Raw genomic sequence first — 18,965 nt, forward strand, 5'->3', positions numbered from 1 at the left:
GCAGCGTGTCGGGGCGACCCTAGTCGTCCTGCCCAAGCTTTGGCGCGGCGCGATGCAAAGCCAGTTCAGCCCCCGAGAATTTGAACGGCGACCGGATGCCCGGCACACCGTCCAGCTCGACCTTCATGCCGCGCGCGATGACTTGGGGGTCTTCGAACATATCGGCCATGTCGTTGATCGGCCCTGCTGGCACGCCCTCTGCCTCGCAGGCGGCGAGCAGATCGTCGCGGGTGCGTAGGCTGGTAGCCCCGTTCAAACGGCGGATCATCTCGGGTCGGTTGGCGACGCGGTCGGCGTTCTTGGCATAGTCTGCCGAGGTTGCCATATCGTCCAGCCCCAGCATCCGGCACAGCCGTTGGAACTGCCCGTCATTGCCCGTGGCGATGATCAGGTGCCCGTCAGAGGATGCGAACACCTCGTAGGGGGTCAGGTTCGGGTGTGCATTGCCCATCCGCGTCGGCGCATTGCCCGTGGTCAGATAGTTCATCGCCTGATTGCCCGTCACCGCAACAGCGCAATCCAGCAGTGCCATGTCAATATGCTGGCCCACGCCGGTCTGGCTGCGCTGGTGTACCGCTGCCAGAATGGCCGTGGTGGCATAGACGCCGGTAAAGATATCGGTGATCGCCATGCCGTGTTTCTGCGGCTGACGGTCGGGTTCACCCGTGATCGACATCAGGCCGGACATGCCCTGGATGATGAAATCATAGCCCGCGCGATGCGCATAGGGCCCGTCCTGCCCGAAACCGGTGATCGAACAATAGATCAGCTTGGGGAACTGCTTGGACAGGCTGGCGTAATCCATCCCGTATTTGGCAAGCCCGCCGGTTTTGAAATTCTCGATCAGGATGTCGGCATCGGCCAAAAGCTCTTTCATCTTGGCCTGACCGTCATCGGTGGTCAGATCGACAACAACCGAGGCTTTGCCCCGGTTGGCCGAGTGGAAATACGAGGCGGATTTATCTTCCCCGCGCTCGATGAACGGAGGCCCCCACTGGCGGGTGTCGTCGCCCGCTGGGCTTTCGACCTTGATCACCTCGCAGCCGAGATCCGAAAGCGTCTGACCGGCCCAAGGGCCTGCCAGAATACGTGCCAGCTCAATAACCTTGAGCCCTGCCAGCGGGGCCGCCATTATTCTTCCAGCGCTGCGTCGATGATCTCTTTCATCTCGGCATAGGGCATGTTGGAGTATTTCTCGCCGTTGATGATGAAGCTTGGCGTGCTGCTGATGTCATCCGCTTTCTGGTTTTCTTCCCACCATGCGACCAGCGACTGTGCTTTTTCACCGTCTTGCAGACAGGCGTCCAGTTCAGCATTGTCGAGCCCGGCCAAACGACCGATTTTGCGCAGCTCTTCGACGATCGCGGCAGGCTCTCCGGCGCGGACCCATTCGGACTGACCGGCATAGATCATGTCGGTGATACCAAAGAACTTGTCCTCGCCACCGCAGCGCGACACCATCGACGCCCAAAGGCCGTAGCGGTCAAAATAGACCTCGCGGTAGGTGAAGCCGATTTTGTCGTTGTCGATGTAATCCGCCTTGAGCTGCTGGAACGGGCCTTGGTCGAAGGCGGCGCAGTGCGGGCAGGTGTAGGATGCGTATTCGATGATCTGGACCGCTGAATCGGGGTTGCCCAATGTCATGTCCTGAATTGCAGTTTCGGCTGTCGCCTCTGCGGTTTCTTGCGCTGCGTCCATGCTGTCGGCGCTTGTTGTCTGCGCGTTGGCCGCGCTGACCAGTGGGTTGATCGGCGTGCTGTTCACGGCATTTGTACCGCTGAAAGCGTACCAGCCACCTGCGGCAGCTACGGCAACGGCCGCTAGGATGGGGAATGTCGGTTTCATGTGATTTCCTTTTTCAGCGTTTGGTCTTGTTCAATATGTTCTCGCCCAGACGTGCAAGTGCATCGCGCAGGGCCTCGTTCGCGACAGGGCTGACGGTTTCGGCAGCGCGCTGATGCAAAACGGGGTCGTTCGGTGGTTCGGGATGGGTCTTGGGTTGTGGCGCAAAAGCGACCTGGCCTTCGGCAAAGCCGGTGGCCGCCGTCTGGGTCACCCGCACCCGTGCAATCGCGTTGAACCCGTAGATGGCGTTCACTTTGGCGCGCAGCTGTTCCTTCTGCATCTCCAGCATCGGCGCATTTGCCCCTGTCGTCAGCAAGGTCAGCGTCGCCCCCATACCGCCCCGGCCATAGCTGACCTCAACAGGGCGCGAGATGGCCGCGACGTCCTGACCGACGATTTCGGCCCATTGGGTCAACAGACGGGATTGGGCAAAGCCGCGAGTCTCGCTCGCCTGACGGATCTTGGCCGAAAGCAGGCTATCCGTCCTTTTGAACCCTTTTGTACTGGTACGCCGTGGCGCCATGACTATCTTTCCCGAATGACTAGCCACAACATAGCGATCCCGCCTCGTATCACCAGCCATACCCAACCGAAAAGGTTATAAACATTGCGTGACACCGACCCCTCCGGCGACCTCCCGCTGATCCTTCTGGAATGGTACGATGTCCATGCGCGCGCGATGCCGTGGCGCGTGCCGCCAGCGGCGCGGGCTAAGGGCGTGCGCCCCGATCCCTATCGCATCTGGCTAAGCGAGGTGATGTTGCAACAAACTACCGTCGCAACCGTCCGCGACTATTTCCAACGGTTCACCGCGCGCTGGCCGACGGTCGCTGATCTGGCAGCGGCTGCGGATGCGGATGTGATGGGCGAATGGGCCGGATTGGGCTATTACGCCCGTGCCCGCAATCTGCTGAAATGCGCCCGCGCTGTGGTGGCCGATCATGACGGTCACTTCCCCGCCGACCACGCGGCCTTGCTGAAGCTGCCGGGGATTGGCCCTTATACCGCTGCGGCCGTATCTTCTATCGCGTTTGACCTGCCGTTCACGGTGCTGGATGGCAATGTTGAGCGGGTGATGGCGCGGCTCTATGACATCCACACCCCACTGCCCGCCGCCAAGCCCGAACTCATGGCACGTGCAGAGGCGCTGACCCCAACCGCCCGCCCCGGAGATTACGCCCAAGCTGTGATGGATCTAGGGGCCACGATTTGCACCCCCAAGTCCCCCGCCTGCGGCATTTGTCCGTGGCGCGATCCCTGCCTTGCCCGCCGCAATGGCACGGCGGCCGAACTGCCCAAGAAGACCCCGAAAAAGCCGAAGCCGATCCGGCATGGCACGGTCTATCTGGGGCAGCGCGCGGATGGCGCATGGCTGCTTGAGACGCGCCCCGACAAAGGGTTGCTCGGCGGTATGCTCGGGTGGCCCGGCACCGACTGGATTGAGGCCGACGGCCCGCGCCCCGCAGGCACCCCGCCTGCGCCCGCCGACTGGCAACCCCTTGCGGGGGAGGTGCGGCACACGTTCACGCATTTTCACCTGATGCTCACCGTCATGCACGCGCCCCTGCCGGATGACACGGAGCCAGCACGCGGGCATTTTGTCGCGCGGGATGATTTCCGCCCCTCGGACCTGCCCACGGTGATGCGCAAAGCCTATGACTTGCTACGTTAGCGGCGGCGCGGCATAGTTTATCGCAGCCAAAGCTGTGCCCGACCCCTTGGGCCAGATAACCCGAAAAGGCCGTGCAGCATGACCTCGCCCACCACAAACATAAGCACCGACCAGCTGTCGCAGTTCCGGCGTGCGCTGCCTTTTGCCCTGTCCTTTGCGCTGATCCCGCTGGTCTGGATATCCGCCACCGTCGGCGGCTGGACCGTGATCCTGATGCCGCTGGTCACATGGTATCTGTTTTCGATCATCGACGCGATTGCGGGGCTGAACCTTAACAACGCCGATCCGGACGCGTCAGACGGTGACCTGTTCTGGTATCGCATGATCACGACCGCGTGGATGCCGGTGCAGTTTCTCACGCTGTTCGGGTTGCTTTGGTACGTGCCGCAAGCCGCGCATCTGTCCGGCTGGGAGAAAGCCGCCGTCTTCTTCGGCGTCGGCGTCATGACGGGCACCATCGGGATCAACTACGCCCACGAGCTGATGCATCAACGCAATAGACGCGAACGCTTCTGGGCCGATGCGCTGCTGGCGATGGTGCTGTATTCGCACTTCCGGTCTGAGCATCTGCTGGTGCACCACCGCTATGTCGCCACCCCGCGCGATCCGGTGACCGCACGCTATAGCGAAGGGTTCCACCGCTTTTACCCGCGCGTGCTGCGGCAGTCGCTGGTGTCCAGCTTTCACGCCGAAAAAGCGATGCTGGCACGCAAGGGCAAATCCTGGACCGACCCGAGCAACCCGTTTTTCAAATATGGGGCGCTGCAAGCAGGCTGCCTGATCCTCGCCGTGGTCCTTGGCGGCTGGGTCGGGCTGGGCCTGTTCCTGCTGCAAGCGGGCGTGGCGATCTGGCAGCTTGAGCTGGTGAATTACATCGAACACTACGGTCTGACCCGCAAACATCTGGGTGACGGCAAATACGAACACGTCCAGCCGCGTCATTCGTGGAACGCGGCGCATATGGCGTCAAACTGGCTGCTGATCAATCTGCAACGCCATTCCGACCACCACTACAAACCCGACCGGCGGTTTCCCGTGCTGCAAACCTATGGCGACGCAGAAGCACCGCAACTGCCCTATGGCTACCCCGTCATGACAATGGCCGCGATGATGCCCTGGGTCTGGCGGCGCGTGATGAACCCCCGTGTGCGGGAATGGCGCCGGACCTACTACCCCGAGATCACAGACTGGGCCGAGTATAACGCGGGCAAGACCCCCTACCCCCGCTGAACATCGCTGAACCTTCGTGACCGCCTGAAACGAAAAAGACCCCGCCAATGAAGGGCGGGGCCAAGGTGAGTGTCCTTATGGGCACGCCTTCTCATGAGGCGGCAAGGACACCGGCGGTGTTCGTAAATAGGGTGTGAAAATGGGGAGAGGCCTAGTTGGCCATCTCTGCCCGGATCTGCTGGCGCAAGATATCGATCGGCACGCGTTTGCCGTCTTTCTTGTAGCACCAATATGTCCAACCATTGCAGCTTGGCGCTTTCTCGTAAGCCGCACCGACTTGGTGGATCGATCCTTTGACCTCGTTCCCGACAAGCGTGCCATCGGCACGGACCTTGGCGGAATACCGGCCGTTAAGGGAATAAAGCTCTTCGCCCGGGCGCAGCATGCCACGTTCAACCAGCTGGCCAAACGGCACGCGCGGCTCGGCACGCTTCGAGGTGGTGGTCTGCAACGCTTCCTTGTCGAACTTGCGTACGGATTTGATCCGTTTTTCGGCAACCTTGCGATACGCCTCTTCCCGTTCGATCCCGATAAAGTCGCGGCCCAGCATCTTGGCAACGGCACCTGTGGTGCCAGTGCCAAAGAACGGATCAAGCACGACGTCACCGGGGTTGGTCGACCCCACGAGGATACGGTGCAACAGGCTTTCGGGCTTTTGCGTCGGATGCGCTTTATCGCCCATCTCGTCCTTCAGACGTTCGTGACCGGTGCAGATCGGCAGCACCCAATCACTGCGCATCTGGATACCTTCGTTCAACGCTTTCAACGCTTCGTAGTTGAAGGTGTATTTGGAATTCTCGTCCTTGCCGGCCCAGATCATGGTTTCATGCGCATTGGTAAAGCGCTTGCCGCGAAAGTTCGGCATCGGGTTCGACTTGCGCCACACCACGTCGTTCAAAATCCAGAAACCCGCATCCTGCAATGCGGCGCCAACGCGGAAAATATTGTGATAGCTGCCAATAACCCAGATCGCGCCATTGGGTTTCAGCAGGCGCCGCGCGGCTTTGAGCCATTCGCGGGTAAACTTGTCATAGACGGCAAAGCTGGAAAACTGGTCCCACGCATCATCCACCGCATCCACCTTTGAATTGTCGGGGCGATGCAAGTCGCCACGCAACTGCAGGTTATAGGGGGGATCTGCAAAGATAAGGTCCACCGACTCTGCCGGAAGCGCATTCATCGCTTCGATACAGTCGCCAGAAATGATCGTGTTTAAAGGGAGTGCTGCCGCACCCTTGGTCATCGTCTTCATAATAGCTGCCTCTTGCCCGGCACATTGTGTGCTCTTGGTTATCCACAAGATGCCCCGACAGACGATTCCTGGTCAATTTCTTTTTTGAATCAAGTGGTTAGTTATTTATCTTGATACAACATGTTGTGTACGGGTTTGAACAAACGTCTATGGTGTGGGGTCACACCAATTTTCTGCAACGCCTCCATGTGCTTTTTCGACCCGTATCCCATGTTGGTTTCCCAGCCATATCCGGGGTGCTGTTGCGCCAAGGACAACATGACACAATCTCGACATATTTTAGCCGCAATTGAGGCCGCGGAAATCGACTGCGACCGGGTGTCTCCCTTGATCACGGTTTCGGCAGGCAACGTCAGATCGCGCGGGATCATATTGCCGTCGATCAACGCATAATCGGCAGGGGTCTTCAGCCCCTCCAGCGCGCGCACCATGGCAAGGTGGCTCGCCCTCAGGATGTTGAGCTCTTCAATCTCTTCGACCGAGGCATGGGCAACGCTGACATCCGCAACCTGCAAAAGCTCTTCATACAGGCGTTCTCGCGCAGGTTTGGTCAGCTTTTTTGAATCGTTCAGCCCCTCGGGAATGCGATCCGGGTCCAGCACTACGGCAGCGGCAGTGACCGGCCCCGCCAAGGGCCCGCGCCCCACCTCGTCCACGCCGGCGACCCGCAGAAAGCCGCGCGCATGGGCGGCCCGTTCAAATTCAAAATCTGGTTTCATGGCCCGTGAAAACCCCAACCCGCGCCAAAGCTCAAGCCCCGCCCACGCGAATTGTGACCTTGCGAAGACAGCGATGTCACAATCCCAAAAGATATCCACAGCACATAAGAAAGGGAGGGATGCCCGAACATCCCTCCCTTCCCCGCCCGAGAGCATCGAAATGCCCCCGGTATTGGCACGCTGAGATTAACCGCGCGCCAAACTGTATCCCGCGCCACGCAGGCAGCGGGCGTCGTAGCCATAGCGGGTGCCCCGATGGGTCCGGATCTGCTGCGCGCATTGCTGCGGCAGACGGTTGGCATGACGGAAATTATTCTCAAGACAGCGGCGGCCGAACATCAGCACCTGACCGCGACGCGTGTCGAAGCTCTGGAAACACTGTTTGGGCAGCAGCTTGGCGTTGGCTTGGGTGCGGTGCTGCTTGCGCTTGTAGCCTTTGGGCAGCGGGCGTGGCTCTACTCGGTGGCGCGATTGCGGCGCGCGGTAGACGGGCACGCGCTCGGCCCGCGGGGCGCGGTACACAGTGTTTGGCGCATGGCGGTGCTTTGATACTTCCTGCCGTGCACGTTCGTCGTCGCGCTTGTTCTTGTCGTGAATGATCTTGCCGACAATGGCCACGCCCAGAACACCGACTGCGATTTTCGCCAGATCCCTGTTGCGGTCCCCCGCCGCGGCGGGGGCAGCGGTAAAGGCGGTGATAGCGACGGCTGCGGCTGCAATCGAGGCGATGAATTTATGGTGCAATGTAAAGCGCATTCTCTGATCCTTTCGGTTGGGGCAACATGGGAAGCACCCCATGCAAAGCCAGCAAGAGCGAGGCCGTGGGATCAAACTGGCCGCACCCCCTCAGACAGGCAATAACACCCCCCTGTTATCGAATAACAAAGCGGTACAGACCCAATGGATATTGAATATCCGCCCGGATAGGCGCAGTCTGATCGTCATGAAACACATCCTCCTTTCCCTGGCTGCTGCGGGGCTTCTGGCCCTCTCCGCCCCCTCTGCCCAAGCGGCGGAATGTTTTGCCGATTACAAGGCAAAGCAGGAAAACCCCTTGCGCCTGCATTATGGTGTGGCGCAGGTATCCGGTGACTGCAGCCGTGCCTCGGCGCAGGCCCAATTGACGGACCGGCTGGCTGCAAATGGCTGGACGTTGCTGACGATCGTCTCTGTCTTTGGCAAGGATGGCCTAAACCAAAGGAAAGCGAGTGCCGGACCAAATTTCCTCCGCTTCTGAGATGCGCCGCACGGGCGGGCGTTTTGTCGGCGGTGGTATCGCGGCCGTTGTGGCGATCATTCTGATCGGCGCGGGGCTGTTGCTATGGGCCCTGCCCGACGCCAATGCCTTTAACGCGCAGGTCGAACGCATCTTTGTCGAGAACGACGACCTGACTACTCAGGCCGAAATCAAACTGCTTGAAATTCTCGCACAATCGGGCACCGCGTTTTCAGAAACCCTGTCGAGCTACCGGATCGTGATCATCGTGCTGCTGGTCTTTGCGACGGCCATGCTGGTCGCGGCGCTGGTGTTCCTGATCATGCTTGTGGGCTTCAACCGCCGCATGGCGCAGATCGAACGGGTGGGGATACAAGTAAACTCGCTCCTGATCAGCCGAGAGGAAAACACCGTCTATCTCAACAACCTCGGATTCAAACTGACCGCCGCCGCGATGGAAACGATGTCGGTCCTTGCCGAAGCGCGCATGGATGACGACGTACTCTCAGGCTCCGAGATCGAGGGCATGATCTCGGGCCGGACCGCCGCTGACTGCGACGAAGCAGCAGGGGCCACGCGCATCAAACGGCTGCGCGATACATTGGGCAACCAGATCGTATCGGAATTGCTGGTCAAGAATATCGCGCGGCGCGGCTATATGCTGGCTATCGACAAAGACGTGATCAAGGTCATCTGACCCCTTCATTTTGCCCTGAAAACTCCGGGGGAGTCGCGCCTGCGCGACGGGGGCAGCGCCCCCTCTGGACACTCCGTGATGCTTGACCCTAGGGTACGCTGAAACAGCACCAAGGATCATGCCCATGCCAGCCCCCTTCAACGCGTTCAAACAAGCTTTGAAACAAGGCGATACCGTCTTTGGCTGCTGGCTGGGTCTTGCGGACACCTATAGCGCCGAACTGATGGGCACCGCTGGTTTTGACTGGTTGGTGATCGACGGGGAACACGCGCCGAACGACCTGCGCTCTATCATGGCGCAACTTCAGGTGCTTGAAGCCTCTGACAGCCATCCCGTCGTGCGCGTCCCCGTGGGAGAGACCTATCTGATCAAACAGATGCTGGATGCCGGGGCGCAGACCCTGCTGGTGCCTATGGTGGATAATGTTGATCAGGCCCGCCAGCTGGTGCGCGATGTCACCTATCCGCCCCACGGCGACCGCGGCGTCGGCTATGCCCTGACCCGTGCCGCGCGTTTCTCGCAGATCGCGGATTACGGCACTACTGCGGATGATGAGATTTGTCTGCTGGTGCAGGTCGAAAGCGTGAAGGGCCTTGAGAACCTAGATGCGATCCTTGCGGTCGACGGGATCGACGGCGTGTTCATCGGCCCTGCGGATCTGGCGGCTGATATGGGGTACATGGGCAATGCGCTCCACCCCGATGTGCAAGACGCGATCATGACCGCGCTGCACAAGATACACGCGGCGGGCAAGGCGCCGGGCATCTTGTCCACCCACGACGACATGACCCGCGACGCGCTTGAGGCAGGGGCGCAGTTTGTTGCGGTCGGGGCGGATGTTCTGCTGCTCAGCCATGCGGCGCAAGCGCTTGCGGGCAAATGGCGTGACACCCTGAAATGACGCGCGGGGTAGCTTTGTTGGGGCTGGGTTATGTGCTCAGCCAGTTTTTCCGCGCCTTTCTGGCCGTGCTCAGCCCGTCGCTGCGCGTTGATCTGGGTGCCACGCCCGAAGACCTCGCCTTGGCGTCGGGGCTGTGGTTCTTCTCCTTTGCGGCGATGCAACTGCCTGTGGGATGGGCGCTGGATACAGTCGGGCCGCGGCGCACGGCGGCCAGCTTGCTGCTGATCGGCGGAGGCGGCGGGGCGGCTTTGTTCGCGGTGGCGACGCAGCCGCTGCACATCAATCTGGCGATGGTCCTGATCGGGATCGGCTGCGCGCCGGTGTTGATGGGAGCCTACTATATCTTTGCGCGTGAATTCGCACCAAGCCGCTTTGTCGTGCTCGCCTCTGTCATGGTGGGCATCGGCACGCTTGGCAATCTCGTCGCATCCTATCCGATGGCGATTGCGGCGGAAACGATCGGCTGGCGCGCGTCGCTTTGGGGGCTTTGCGCCATCACCACGCTGACGGCGATTGGCATCTGGGGCGTCGTGCGCGACCCCGCCACCCCCGAAGGCGAACAACGTGGCAGCCTTCTTGGCGTGTTCAAGATCAAGGCGCTGTGGTTCATCTTTCCCATCATGAGCGTCAGCTACGCCCAAGTCGGCGCGTTGCGCGGGCTTTGGATCGGTCCCTATTTCGAGGATGTCTTTGCCGCGAACGCTCACCAGATCGGCTGGGCGACCCTGTTGATGGGAATCGCGATGGTGGCAGGCAGCCTCGCCTATGGCCCGCTGGACCGCGTGATCGGCAGCACGAAATGGGTGATTGTCGGAGGCACGGCGCTGAACCTTGCGGCCTTGGTGGCGCTTGTACTCTTCCCCGACAGTGGCATCATTCTTGCCACCGCGCTGATGGCCGCTGTCGGTTTCTTTGGCGCGACCTATGCGGTGATCATCGCCCACGGCCGTAGCTTTATGCCGCCGCAGCTGGTCGGGCGGGGCATGACCCTGTTGAACCTGTGCAGCATTGGTGGCGTTGGCGTGGCACAGTTCCTGTCGGGCCGCGTCTATGCGGCCAGCCAGCCCGCCGTCACCGCGCAGGCCCCCTATGTGATGATTTTCACCCTGTTTGCCGCACTCATGGCAGCGGGTCTGTTCGTCTACCTGTTTTCCCGCGATGCAGGCGAATAGGCCACGCCCCCTTCCCCCGCGGGCCCAAGCGGTATAAGAGGCCCGCACCATCACATTTTAGTATTGGAGTTTTAAGATGGGTTATCGCGTCGTCATCGCGGGTGCCACAGGCAATGTGGGCCGTGAAATGCTGAACATTCTGGCCGAGCGCCACTTCCCTGTAGACGAGATCGTGGCACTTGCCTCGCGCAAGTCTATGGGATCCGAAGTCAGCTTTGGCGACAAGACACTCAAGACGAAAGACTTGGATACGTTCGACTTCACGGGCTGGGATATGGCGCTGTTTGCCGTCGGTTCGGAAGCGACCAAAAAATACGCGCCCAAGGCCGCCAAGGCCGGCTGCGTGGTCATCGATAACTCGTCGCTGTACCGCTACGATCCCGATATCCCGCTGATCGTGCCAGAGGTGAACGCCGACGCGATCCACGATTATTCCAAGAAAAACATCATCGCGAACCCGAATTGCTCGACCGCGCAGATGGTTGTCGCGCTCAAGCCGCTGCACGACCGCGCCACGATCAAACGTGTTGTCGTGTCGACCTACCAGTCGGTGTCCGGTTCGGGCAAAGACGGCATGGACGAACTGTGGGACCAGACCAAATCGATCTACAACCCCACCGACGACAAGCCCGCGAAGAAATTCACCAAACAGATCGCCTTTAACGTGATCCCGCATATCGACGTGTTCATGGATAGCGGTGACACGAAAGAAGAGTGGAAGATGATGGTAGAGACGAAGAAGATCGTCGATCCCAAAATCAAGGTCACAGCGACCTGTGTCCGCGTTCCGGTCTTTGTCGGCCACGCCGAATCGATCAACATCGAGTTCGAAGAGCATCTGGACGAGAACGAGGCCCGCGACATCCTGCGCGAAGCCCCCGGCATCATGGTGATCGATAAGCGCGAAGACGGTGGCTATGTCACCCCCGTTGAATGTGCGGGCGATTTCGCGACGTTCATCAGCCGCATCCGTCAGGACAGCACGATCGACAACGGTCTGAACCTGTGGTGTGTCAGCGACAACCTGCGCAAGGGTGCCGCATTGAACGCCGTGCAGATCGCAGAACTGCTGGGCCGCGAAGTGTTGAAAAAAGGCTAAGCGCCCCCTGATCTTTATGTCGGGAAAGGCCAGTGCGATGCGCTGGCCTTTTTCACGTCCGGCGTGCTCAGATCAACGCTGCCGCGGGCGCTCCGGTGTTCAGGCGGCGCTCTGTTTGTCTGACAGCGTGGCAAAGTCGAACCACAGCTCTTGTTGCCGGTATCCGCCCTTGATCAGATGTCCGCGTCGCAGCACCTCGGGAAAGTCATCGGCCCATTCACGGTAGCGGTCATTGCTCACGACAACCGCCCCCATCTCGCGCGCGGCGGTCAGGATGAAGGGATCGGCCGGCGATCCGCTTGGCACGACCATCACCTGATCCACCGGCAGCTTCAGCATCGCCGCCAGCGCCGCATCATCTTTGTAAGCGTTCGTCAGCAGATGCCCTGCGTTGGCATCAAAGACCACGCCTGTCTTGAAGCCAAGGTCTTTCAGGGTCCGTACCACGTCCTGCACGGGCGTGATCAGCGGCGTGCCGCCCCACCAATACATGACGTTTGACCCGTCAATCACCACCGCCCCACGGGCACTGCGCCGGGATTGCCCCGCCAACCAAACCCGCGCCTCGCGCAGTAGCAAGATGGCGCTGGCGATGGCACAAGGCCCCGCCAGCAAAACCAGATCCCCCCAAACCGGTTGGGAGGTCGCGATGACCGTACCAATGATCGACACGGTCAGCAAAAGCGCAGGAACGATCACGCGCAGCTGCCGCCGGAACCGTCCCTGTCAGACCAGCCCATTATACGGGCCGGAACATCTCTTTATCGGCGCTATAGCACTCAAGCCCGCCCTCGCCGATGTTGTGCCACAGGCCGTGCAACGTCAGCTCGCCCGATTTGACCTGCTGCGCCACAAAGGGGAACGTCATCAGGTTCTCAAGAGAGGTCATAACAGCGTGTTTCTCAAGCTGGCGCGCCTGCTCTTTCGGGTCTTCGATGTCCGCGACAACGTCGTATTTTGGGCGCAGGATATCCATCCACCGACCAACAAAACTGTCCTTGGCATCCAGCGCTGGCGCGTTGCCTTTGCACATGTCCAGACAGCCCTGCACACCGCCACAGCTGGAGTGGCCGAGCACGATAACATGCGCGACTTTCAACGACTGGACCGCATATTCAACCGCCGCCGACGTCCCGTGCTGCTGCCCGTCAGGCTGATAAGGTGGCACCAAGTTGGCGATATTACGGTGAATAAAGAATTCACCCTGATCCGCCCCAAAGATCGATGTTACATGCACGCGGCTGTCGCAGCACGAAATGATCATCGCACGCGGATGCTGCCCGTCGGTGGCCAAACGGCGGTACCACGACTCGTTTTCAGCGTAACTGGTTGCTTTCCACCCGTGATACCGTTGAACCAGATAATTCGGGAGCGGTTTCGCGTTATCCATCTCTGTCTCGCCTTTACTAAATTTTAGCCAAAATACTCTGAATTCGCTTCGTATTCGAGCGAAAACGCACGCGGCCGTAAACGAATTGGACATCAATTGGCCGACATAGTGCAGATGCGCTGTGGGGGCGTAATGATGAGGTGACTCTAATGTATGTATTGCAAATGCGGCCAGTCGAACAAGTCCGCGTAGATCAGGAACGTCTGGGTATTCTGTATGACCAACTGGGTGAATCAGGGGCCGAAGATGTCGTCTGTCGCGCGATGGAGGAATTGGCCCTGCGCATGTCGCACTGCGACCGTCTGTATCAGGCATCCAACTGGCTTGAGCTGCGTAAAAATTGCCGGTCGCTGATTGCGATTGCCGAACAGGTGGGGCTGCAAAAGCTCGCAAACGTCGCGGGGGATGTGATCTGCGCGATTGACCAGAACAGTCACGTCGCGATCGGGGCGACGCTGACGCGGCTGATCCGCATCGGCGAACGGTCGCTGACCGCGATCTGGGACACGCAGGATGTAACCCTTTGACGGGCTTGCAGCGCCACAGGATACGTCTAGGCTGCGCGCGACTATCACGCACGAAAGGCCCAGCCCTATGTCCGCTCTCTTCGCCGACCCCTCCGCCGCTGCGATCCCGCTGCATCTGATTACCTCCGATGCCCTGCCTGACTGGCTCGACGGGCAATCCGATGCCACACGCACTTGGGTCGCGGCACAGGGGTTTACCGGCGCGTTGGGGCAGGCGTTGACGCTGCCGGGCGAAGATGGCGCACTGCGCATGGCGCTGGCAGGCTACGGCACGGCCAGCGCCCGCAAACGGGGGCGCTTCCATCTGGCAGGTGCCGCGGCAAAGCTGCCCAAGGGCGACTATGAACTGCACGCCGACCTGCCCGCGGCAGAGCTCGCGGTGGAGGCTCTGGGATGGCTGCTCGCGTCCTATCGGTTTGACCGCTACGCGACGCAATCGCCGATGGCCGCCCGCCTTGTTGCGCCCGATGGGATCGACGCCGATCACATCCGCGCCCTCGCCGAAGGGGAAATGCTGACGCGCGACCTGATCAACACGCCCGCCTCGGATATGGGCCCACCCGATCTGGAAGCCGCAGCACGTAAACTGGCAGATCAACACGGGGCGCAGATCTCTGTCATCACGGGCGACGATCTGTTGGCACAGAACCTGCCGCTGATCCATACCGTCGGCCGCGCCGCCGACCGCGCGCCCCGGCTGATCGACCTGAACTGGGGCAAAACCGGGAAAAAGCTAACGCTGGTGGGCAAAGGCGTGTGTTTTGACACCGGTGGGCTGAACTTGAAACCCGGCGCGTCGATGGGTCTGATGAAAAAGGACATGGGTGGCGCGGCGGCGGTGCTGGGTCTGGCGCATATGATTATGGCCACGGGGCTGGACCTGCAACTGCGCGTGCTGATCCCCGCGGTTGAAAACTCGGTCTCCGGCAATGCTTTCCGCCCCCAAGACATCTTAACGTCGCGCAAGGGCCTCACGGTCGAGATCAACAATACCGATGCCGAAGGCCGGTTGGTGCTGGCCGATGCGCTGGCACTGGCGGACGAGGACAAGCCCGATCAGATCATCTCTATGGCGACGCTGACCGGTGCCGCACGGGTCGCCGTGGGCCCCGATCTCGCGCCCTATTTCAGCGACGATCCCGATTTCGTCGCCGCGTTGGAATTCGCTGCCGCCACCCACGCCGACCCCGTCTGGCGTATGCCTTTCCACACGCCCTACGAGCCGCTGATCGAACCCGGTATCGCCGATCTGGATAACGCCCCCTCTGGCGGGTTCGCGGGCTGTATCACCGCCGCGCTGTTTCTGCGCCGTTTCGTCACCGACAGCCCCTATGCGCATTTCGACATCTACGGCTGGCAACCAAGCGCCGCCCCTGCCCGCGCCAAAGGCGGCGTGGGTCAGGCCACACGCGCGCTGCATGCCAGCCTCGGGGCGATCTTGTCAAAATGACCGACCGACGCCTGCATCCCGACCCCGAGCGGATCACCGAAAAGACGGCGGCGCAGATCACCCTGTCGATCGTTGATCTGAACCGCAGTCCCGACGGCCCCCGCGACCGGCAAGCGCTCTACGGTGAGGCGCTGACCGTGCTGGATCGCACCGACGGCACCGCCTATGTGCAACTGACCAAGGACAACTACTGCGGCTACATATCCGAAACCGCCCTCGGTCCTGCGGCCGTCCCGACCCACGTCGTCACCGCACCCGCCACCCACGCCTATGCGCGTGCCGATCTGAAATCACCGGATGTCAGCAACCTCAGCTTTGGCAGCCGCATTGTGGTGACCGGAACGGAAGGCCGATTTGCCCAGACCTCGCTTGGCCACATCCCAACGCAACACCTCGCCCCGCTGCCGCACGCTTTCCCGGACCCCGCCGCCGTGGCAGAGCTGTTTCTCGGGACGCCCTACCTCTGGGGCGGGAACAGCCGCTGGGGGATCGATTGCTCGGGGCTCGTTCAGGCCGCCTTCCTCGCCTGTGGCATTCCCTGCCCCGGTGACAGCGACCAGCAGCAGATCAGCTTTGCCGACCCCGTAGCAGGTGCACGCCCGGTCCCGCGCGACATCCAACGCAATGACCTCCTGTTCTGGAAAGGTCATGTGGCGCTGGTGCTCGACCCCGCCACCATGATCCACGCCAATGCGTACAATATGGCCGTCACCCGCGAATCCATCCAGGACGCGCTGACCCGTATCGCCAAAACTGACGGCCCGCTGACGGGGCACAAACGGCTCAGCCCTTCCAAATGGCCTTAAATCCATCCGCCCCCTCGACCAGCGCGGCGGTCTAGGTGTCGACGGCGCGGATCATCTTACGCTCTAGCACGCGCAGCACGGCAGCGAGATCCTGACCGCGGCGCAGCACCTGCCCATTGGCCCCGATCACCGCGTACATCCCCTGCTTTAACCGCAGCTTGGGGCGTTTCTCGATCCGGTAAAGCGGCATCTCTGCAGTGCGTCTGAAGATCGAAAACACCGCGACCTCGCGCAGCGAAGAGATTCCATAGTCGCGCCATTCCCCCGCCGCGACCATGCGCCCATAGAGCGACAGGATCGGGCCAAGCTCCGTCCGGTGAAAGGAAACCTGTTCGGGCGCGCGTTCATTCTGCGGGTGTGAGGGATGAATATGCACTGTCATGTTTTGACAGTTGCGCCCTTCGCCGCTCAAATCAAGAGAGCCACCGATCAATTCTCTTGAAAGCGTTACATTATCTGTGCAAGCATCGAAATTGTGAAACATAAAGGCCCACCATGACCCCGCAACTCCGCGCCGAAAAATCCGCCGCTGCCATGTGGTCCACTGATACGGCCAGCCAATCTTTGGGAATGCGCATCGACCATATCGCCCCCGGCGTGGCGGATCTGTCGATGGTGGTCACCCCGGCCATGTTGAACGGCCACGGCATCGCCCACGGCGGGTATATCTTCACCCTCGCCGACAGCGCCTTCGCCTTCGCCTGCAACAGCTATAACCAGCTTGCCGTCGCCCAGCAGAACCAGATTTCCTACCTCGCACCGGGGAAGGCTGGCGAACGGTTGCACGCGGCGGCGCGCGAACAATCCAGAACCGGACGCTCAGGCGTCTATGACGTGACAGTCACGGGGGAGGACGGGCGCACCATCGCCTTGTTCCGTGGCCTGTCACGCACCATCAAAGGCCACCATTTCGAGGAGGAAATGACCCCATGAAAGACCTCACGCCTGCCCGATCGTCGCTTGACCCGATCGAGCTTGCCAGCCGCGATGAAATCAGCGCCCTGCAATTGGAGCGGCTGAAAAAATCCCTGCACCACGCCTATGCGAATGTGCCTTTCTACCGTCAAAGCTTTGATGCCGCGGGCGTCCACCCCGACGATCTGAACGACCTGAGCGATCTGGCGAAATTCCCCTTCACTGTCAAAACCGACCTGCGCGACAATTACCCCTTCGGCATGTTCGCCGTGCCCCGCGACCAGCTGGCGCGCATTCATGCGTCCTCGGGCACCACCGGCCAGCCGACGGTTGTGGGCTACACCAAGAATGACCTCGCCAATTGGGGCAGTGTCATGGGGCGGTCCTTGCGCGCGGCAGGGCTGAAACCCGGCGACATGCTGCATAACGCTTATGGATACGGGCTGTTTACCGGAGGGTTGGGGGTGCATCTGGGGGCAGATAGCCTTGGGCTAAGCACCGTACCGATCTCGGGCGGGATGACCCCGCGACAGGTCCGCCTGATCGAGGATTTCAAACCCGACGGCATCACGGTCACGCCCTCTTATGCGCTGTCGATCCTGGATGAATACGCGCGTCAGGGCATCGATCCGCGCCAGTCTTCGCTGCAAGTGGGTATCTTCGGGGCCGAGCCCTGGACCAATGCCATGCGGCTCGAGATTGAACAGGCGTTTGATATGCACGCCGTCGATATCTATGGCCTGTCCGAGATTATGGGCCCCGGCGTGTCCTGCGAATGTGTCGAAACCAAAGACGGTTTGCACATCTGGGAGGATCATTTCTACCCCGAGGTCATCAACCCCGAAACCGGCCAGCCCGTGGCCGATGGCGAACAGGGGGAGCTGGTTTTTACCTCGCTCACCAAAGAGGCGTTTCCCATCATCCGCTACCGCACCCGCGATCTGACCCGCCTGCTGGCCGGCACCGCCCGCAGCATGCGCCGGATGGAGAAGGTCACCGGCCGCAGCGACGACATGATCATCCTGCGCGGAGTCAACGTCTTCCCCACCCAGATCGAAGAGGCGCTGATGGCCACCCCCGGTCTCGCCCCGCATTTCCAGATCGAGCTCAGCAAGCCCGACCGCATGGATCAGATGCGGGTGCTGTGCGAATGTGTCGACGCCACCGTCGACGATGCCGCCCGGCAAACAGCGGCACAGCAGCTGGCCGCGCAGATCAAGGAAACCGTGGGCATCAGCGTGATGATCGACGTGGGCGATGTGAACACCATTACCCGTTCCGAAGGCAAAGCGGTGCGGATTATCGACAACCGGCCCAAGGGCTAAGCCGCGTAGCGCGCCAGAAACATATCGACCGCGCTGTCTACCACGCGGTCGATCTCTGCCTGAGAAATCCTGTCGATGATACCGAAGGTCAGTCGCAGCCAGACATCCCCCTTGCAGAGCTCTCCGAATTGGTCGGCCGCCAGTAGCGGGTCCTTCATACACAACTGCCCACGGGCGACAGCGGTCTCGAAATACCCCGCCATCTCACGCCGGACCACAGCTGGGCCGGAGTTATAAAAGCGCTGGCCAAGCTCGGGGAACCGATCACATTCGGCCACACACAGGCGAAACATCTGCTGACCAAAGGTCGATGTGATGAACCCCAACAGATGTCGACCGGCCAGCCCCAGCACCACACGCGGCGGCGCATCGGTGTCGATACTTTCGAAAGCCTGCCGTGACTGGCGGGCGCATTCGGTATCGGCGACCTCCATGAACAACAGACGTTTGTCGGGGAAATAGCTGTACAGCGTCGCCTTGGACACGCCGGCGGCACGGGCAATCGCATCAACGCTCGCGCCCTCAAACCCGTCCGCCATAAAGACATCACGCGCCCCCGCAAGAACCTGATCGAATTTACGGCCCTTGCGAACCCTGGTCTGGTCACTGGTCATGAAGGCTCCGGCAGTTTGAAGGGCAGAGTATAAACTGAACCGTTCAGTTCCAAGTCCCAAATGCAACAGCCCACCCCAAAGCCTGTGCAATTGCGTCACAGCACTGTTGCCCCGTTGCACGAAGCACAGCCAGCC

General features: G+C 60.9%; 22 protein-coding genes. 12 read left to right on the forward strand and 10 right to left on the reverse strand.

Features of this window, described 5'->3' with window-relative positions; translation table 11 throughout:
- Positions 1–19: 19 nt before the first annotated feature.
- Genes GLP43_RS01315 through GLP43_RS01325 form a run of 3 tightly spaced genes read right to left on the reverse strand, consistent with a single transcriptional unit; the run spans position 20 to position 2,368 of the window.
- Positions 20–1,132 (reverse strand): CaiB/BaiF CoA transferase family protein, encoded by a 1,113-nt coding sequence (locus GLP43_RS01315; RefSeq protein WP_237277897.1) that lies wholly within the window; start codon positions 1,130–1,132, stop codon positions 20–22.
- Positions 1,132–1,845 (reverse strand): DsbA family protein, encoded by a 714-nt coding sequence (locus tag GLP43_RS01320; RefSeq protein WP_237277898.1) that lies wholly within the window; start codon positions 1,843–1,845, stop codon positions 1,132–1,134. The genes GLP43_RS01315 and GLP43_RS01320 overlap by 1 nt, the downstream gene beginning before the upstream one ends.
- 13 nt (positions 1,846–1,858) lie before the next feature.
- Positions 1,859–2,368 carry a DUF721 domain-containing protein gene (locus tag GLP43_RS01325; RefSeq protein ID WP_237277899.1) on the reverse strand — a complete coding sequence of 170 codons (510 nt, stop codon included), beginning with the start codon at positions 2,366–2,368 and terminating at the stop codon, positions 1,859–1,861.
- An 84-nt stretch (positions 2,369–2,452) separates the two neighbouring features.
- On the opposite strand from GLP43_RS01325, the gene GLP43_RS01330 reads away from it, so the two are divergent.
- Both GLP43_RS01330 and GLP43_RS01335 read left to right on the forward strand, forming a co-directional pair.
- The gene (locus GLP43_RS01330; RefSeq protein ID WP_237277900.1) at positions 2,453–3,517 is read left to right on the forward strand and encodes an A/G-specific adenine glycosylase; all 1,065 of its coding nucleotides are present in this window, start codon (positions 2,453–2,455) and stop codon (positions 3,515–3,517) included.
- Positions 3,518–3,595: 78 nt separating this feature from the next.
- Complete coding sequence (locus GLP43_RS01335) at positions 3,596–4,747, forward strand: alkane 1-monooxygenase (RefSeq protein WP_237277901.1); 1,152 nt, start codon at positions 3,596–3,598, stop codon at positions 4,745–4,747.
- Positions 4,748–4,898: 151 nt separating this feature from the next.
- Here the strand turns inward: GLP43_RS01335 and GLP43_RS01340 are convergent, their stop codons facing one another.
- The 3 genes from GLP43_RS01340 to GLP43_RS01350 all read right to left on the reverse strand — a co-directional run bounded on the left by GLP43_RS01340 (position 4,899) and on the right by GLP43_RS01350 (position 7,474).
- Positions 4,899–5,999 (reverse strand): site-specific DNA-methyltransferase, encoded by a 1,101-nt coding sequence (locus GLP43_RS01340; protein WP_005850409.1) that lies wholly within the window; start codon positions 5,997–5,999, stop codon positions 4,899–4,901.
- 101 nt (positions 6,000–6,100) lie between these two features.
- Positions 6,101–6,718: a ribonuclease HII gene (locus GLP43_RS01345; protein WP_237277902.1), complete on the reverse strand. Its 618-nt coding sequence runs from the start codon at positions 6,716–6,718 to the stop codon at positions 6,101–6,103.
- A gap of 186 nt (positions 6,719–6,904) precedes the next feature.
- Complete coding sequence (locus tag GLP43_RS01350) at positions 6,905–7,474, reverse strand: hypothetical protein (RefSeq protein ID WP_237277903.1); 570 nt, start codon at positions 7,472–7,474, stop codon at positions 6,905–6,907.
- A 187-nt stretch (positions 7,475–7,661) separates the two neighbouring features.
- Here GLP43_RS01350 and GLP43_RS01355 point away from each other — a divergent pair, with 187 nt between their 5' ends.
- The 5 genes from GLP43_RS01355 to GLP43_RS01375 all read left to right on the forward strand — a co-directional run bounded on the left by GLP43_RS01355 (position 7,662) and on the right by GLP43_RS01375 (position 11,803).
- Positions 7,662–7,955 (forward strand): hypothetical protein, encoded by a 294-nt coding sequence (locus GLP43_RS01355; RefSeq protein ID WP_009825534.1) that lies wholly within the window; start codon positions 7,662–7,664, stop codon positions 7,953–7,955.
- A gap of 1 nt (position 7,956) precedes the next feature.
- Positions 7,957–8,631: a winged helix-turn-helix domain-containing protein gene (locus tag GLP43_RS01360; RefSeq protein ID WP_037942669.1), complete on the forward strand. Its 675-nt coding sequence runs from the start codon at positions 7,957–7,959 to the stop codon at positions 8,629–8,631.
- A 124-nt stretch (positions 8,632–8,755) separates the two neighbouring features.
- Positions 8,756–9,532: an aldolase/citrate lyase family protein gene (locus tag GLP43_RS01365; RefSeq protein WP_237277904.1), complete on the forward strand. Its 777-nt coding sequence runs from the start codon at positions 8,756–8,758 to the stop codon at positions 9,530–9,532.
- Positions 9,529–10,704 (forward strand): MFS transporter, encoded by a 1,176-nt coding sequence (locus GLP43_RS01370; RefSeq protein ID WP_237277905.1) that lies wholly within the window; start codon positions 9,529–9,531, stop codon positions 10,702–10,704. The genes GLP43_RS01365 and GLP43_RS01370 overlap by 4 nt, the downstream gene beginning before the upstream one ends.
- Before the next feature lie 76 nt (positions 10,705–10,780).
- Positions 10,781–11,803, forward strand: coding sequence for an aspartate-semialdehyde dehydrogenase (locus GLP43_RS01375; RefSeq protein WP_005850430.1), 1,023 nt, complete (start codon positions 10,781–10,783; stop codon positions 11,801–11,803).
- A gap of 99 nt (positions 11,804–11,902) precedes the next feature.
- Here GLP43_RS01375 and GLP43_RS01380 read toward each other — a convergent pair whose 3' ends face one another.
- Together GLP43_RS01380 and GLP43_RS01385 are read right to left on the reverse strand one after the other, a co-directional pair.
- Positions 11,903–12,502, reverse strand: a complete 600-nt coding sequence (locus GLP43_RS01380; protein ID WP_237277906.1) for an NYN domain-containing protein — start codon at positions 12,500–12,502, stop codon at positions 11,903–11,905.
- Positions 12,503–12,542: 40 nt separating this feature from the next.
- Positions 12,543–13,193 carry a carbonic anhydrase gene (locus tag GLP43_RS01385; RefSeq protein ID WP_237277907.1) on the reverse strand — a complete coding sequence of 217 codons (651 nt, stop codon included), beginning with the start codon at positions 13,191–13,193 and terminating at the stop codon, positions 12,543–12,545.
- 149 nt (positions 13,194–13,342) lie between these two features.
- On the opposite strand from GLP43_RS01385, the gene GLP43_RS01390 reads away from it, so the two are divergent.
- The 3 genes from GLP43_RS01390 (at position 13,343) to GLP43_RS01400 (ending at position 15,976) form a co-directional block, all read left to right on the forward strand.
- Positions 13,343–13,720 carry a hypothetical protein gene (locus GLP43_RS01390; protein WP_005850435.1) on the forward strand — a complete coding sequence of 126 codons (378 nt, stop codon included), beginning with the start codon at positions 13,343–13,345 and terminating at the stop codon, positions 13,718–13,720.
- Between the two features lie 67 nt (positions 13,721–13,787).
- The gene (locus tag GLP43_RS01395) at positions 13,788–15,170 is read left to right on the forward strand and encodes a leucyl aminopeptidase family protein (protein WP_237277908.1); all 1,383 of its coding nucleotides are present in this window, start codon (positions 13,788–13,790) and stop codon (positions 15,168–15,170) included.
- Positions 15,167–15,976 (forward strand): C40 family peptidase, encoded by an 810-nt coding sequence (locus GLP43_RS01400; protein ID WP_237277909.1) that lies wholly within the window; start codon positions 15,167–15,169, stop codon positions 15,974–15,976. The genes GLP43_RS01395 and GLP43_RS01400 overlap by 4 nt, the downstream gene beginning before the upstream one ends.
- Positions 15,977–16,007: 31 nt before the next feature.
- Here GLP43_RS01400 and GLP43_RS01405 read toward each other — a convergent pair whose 3' ends face one another.
- The gene (locus GLP43_RS01405; RefSeq protein WP_037953992.1) at positions 16,008–16,358 is read right to left on the reverse strand and encodes a DUF2794 domain-containing protein; all 351 of its coding nucleotides are present in this window, start codon (positions 16,356–16,358) and stop codon (positions 16,008–16,010) included.
- Between the two features lie 113 nt (positions 16,359–16,471).
- On the opposite strand from GLP43_RS01405, the gene paaI reads away from it, so the two are divergent.
- Together paaI and paaK are read left to right on the forward strand one after the other, a co-directional pair.
- Entirely contained in the window at positions 16,472–16,909 is a 438-nt protein-coding gene (paaI, locus tag GLP43_RS01410; RefSeq protein ID WP_237277910.1) for a hydroxyphenylacetyl-CoA thioesterase PaaI, read from the forward strand.
- On the forward strand, positions 16,906–18,216 hold the full coding sequence (paaK, locus tag GLP43_RS01415; RefSeq protein WP_037942643.1) for a phenylacetate--CoA ligase PaaK: 1,311 nt from the start codon (positions 16,906–16,908) through the stop codon (positions 18,214–18,216). The genes paaI and paaK overlap by 4 nt, the downstream gene beginning before the upstream one ends.
- Here the strand turns inward: paaK and GLP43_RS01420 are convergent.
- Positions 18,213–18,830: a TetR/AcrR family transcriptional regulator gene (locus GLP43_RS01420; protein WP_237277911.1), complete on the reverse strand. Its 618-nt coding sequence runs from the start codon at positions 18,828–18,830 to the stop codon at positions 18,213–18,215. The two genes, paaK and GLP43_RS01420, sit on opposite strands and share 4 nt — an antisense overlap.
- Between the last annotated feature and the right edge of the window lie 135 nt (positions 18,831–18,965).

Origin of the sequence: Sulfitobacter sp. M39, from assembly GCF_021735935.1 — a bacterium.
GTDB lineage: Bacteria > Pseudomonadota > Alphaproteobacteria > Rhodobacterales > Rhodobacteraceae > Sulfitobacter.

Coding starts and splice junctions, on each gene's coding strand:
- GLP43_RS01325 (WP_237277899.1), bottom strand. CDS start 2,368: ATGGCGCCACGGCGTACCAGTACAAAAGGGTTCAAAAGGACGGATAGC.
- GLP43_RS01340 (WP_005850409.1), bottom strand. CDS start 5,999: ATGAAGACGATGACCAAGGGTGCGGCAGCACTCCCTTTAAACACGATC.
- GLP43_RS01420 (WP_237277911.1), bottom strand. CDS start 18,830: ATGACCAGTGACCAGACCAGGGTTCGCAAGGGCCGTAAATTCGATCAG.
- GLP43_RS01320 (WP_237277898.1), bottom strand. CDS start 1,845: ATGAAACCGACATTCCCCATCCTAGCGGCCGTTGCCGTAGCTGCCGCA.
- GLP43_RS01395 (WP_237277908.1), top strand. CDS start 13,788: ATGTCCGCTCTCTTCGCCGACCCCTCCGCCGCTGCGATCCCGCTGCAT.
- GLP43_RS01385 (WP_237277907.1), bottom strand. CDS start 13,193: ATGGATAACGCGAAACCGCTCCCGAATTATCTGGTTCAACGGTATCAC.
- GLP43_RS01350 (WP_237277903.1), bottom strand. CDS start 7,474: ATGCGCTTTACATTGCACCATAAATTCATCGCCTCGATTGCAGCCGCA.
- GLP43_RS01345 (WP_237277902.1), bottom strand. CDS start 6,718: ATGAAACCAGATTTTGAATTTGAACGGGCCGCCCATGCGCGCGGCTTT.
- GLP43_RS01370 (WP_237277905.1), top strand. CDS start 9,529: ATGACGCGCGGGGTAGCTTTGTTGGGGCTGGGTTATGTGCTCAGCCAG.
- paaI (WP_237277910.1), top strand. CDS start 16,472: ATGACCCCGCAACTCCGCGCCGAAAAATCCGCCGCTGCCATGTGGTCC.
- GLP43_RS01375 (WP_005850430.1), top strand. CDS start 10,781: ATGGGTTATCGCGTCGTCATCGCGGGTGCCACAGGCAATGTGGGCCGT.
- GLP43_RS01335 (WP_237277901.1), top strand. CDS start 3,596: ATGACCTCGCCCACCACAAACATAAGCACCGACCAGCTGTCGCAGTTC.
- paaK (WP_037942643.1), top strand. CDS start 16,906: ATGAAAGACCTCACGCCTGCCCGATCGTCGCTTGACCCGATCGAGCTT.
- GLP43_RS01355 (WP_009825534.1), top strand. CDS start 7,662: ATGAAACACATCCTCCTTTCCCTGGCTGCTGCGGGGCTTCTGGCCCTC.
- GLP43_RS01400 (WP_237277909.1), top strand. CDS start 15,167: ATGACCGACCGACGCCTGCATCCCGACCCCGAGCGGATCACCGAAAAG.
- GLP43_RS01365 (WP_237277904.1), top strand. CDS start 8,756: ATGCCAGCCCCCTTCAACGCGTTCAAACAAGCTTTGAAACAAGGCGAT.
- GLP43_RS01315 (WP_237277897.1), bottom strand. CDS start 1,132: ATGGCGGCCCCGCTGGCAGGGCTCAAGGTTATTGAGCTGGCACGTATT.
- GLP43_RS01360 (WP_037942669.1), top strand. CDS start 7,957: ATGCGCCGCACGGGCGGGCGTTTTGTCGGCGGTGGTATCGCGGCCGTT.
- GLP43_RS01405 (WP_037953992.1), bottom strand. CDS start 16,358: ATGACAGTGCATATTCATCCCTCACACCCGCAGAATGAACGCGCGCCC.
- GLP43_RS01390 (WP_005850435.1), top strand. CDS start 13,343: ATGTATGTATTGCAAATGCGGCCAGTCGAACAAGTCCGCGTAGATCAG.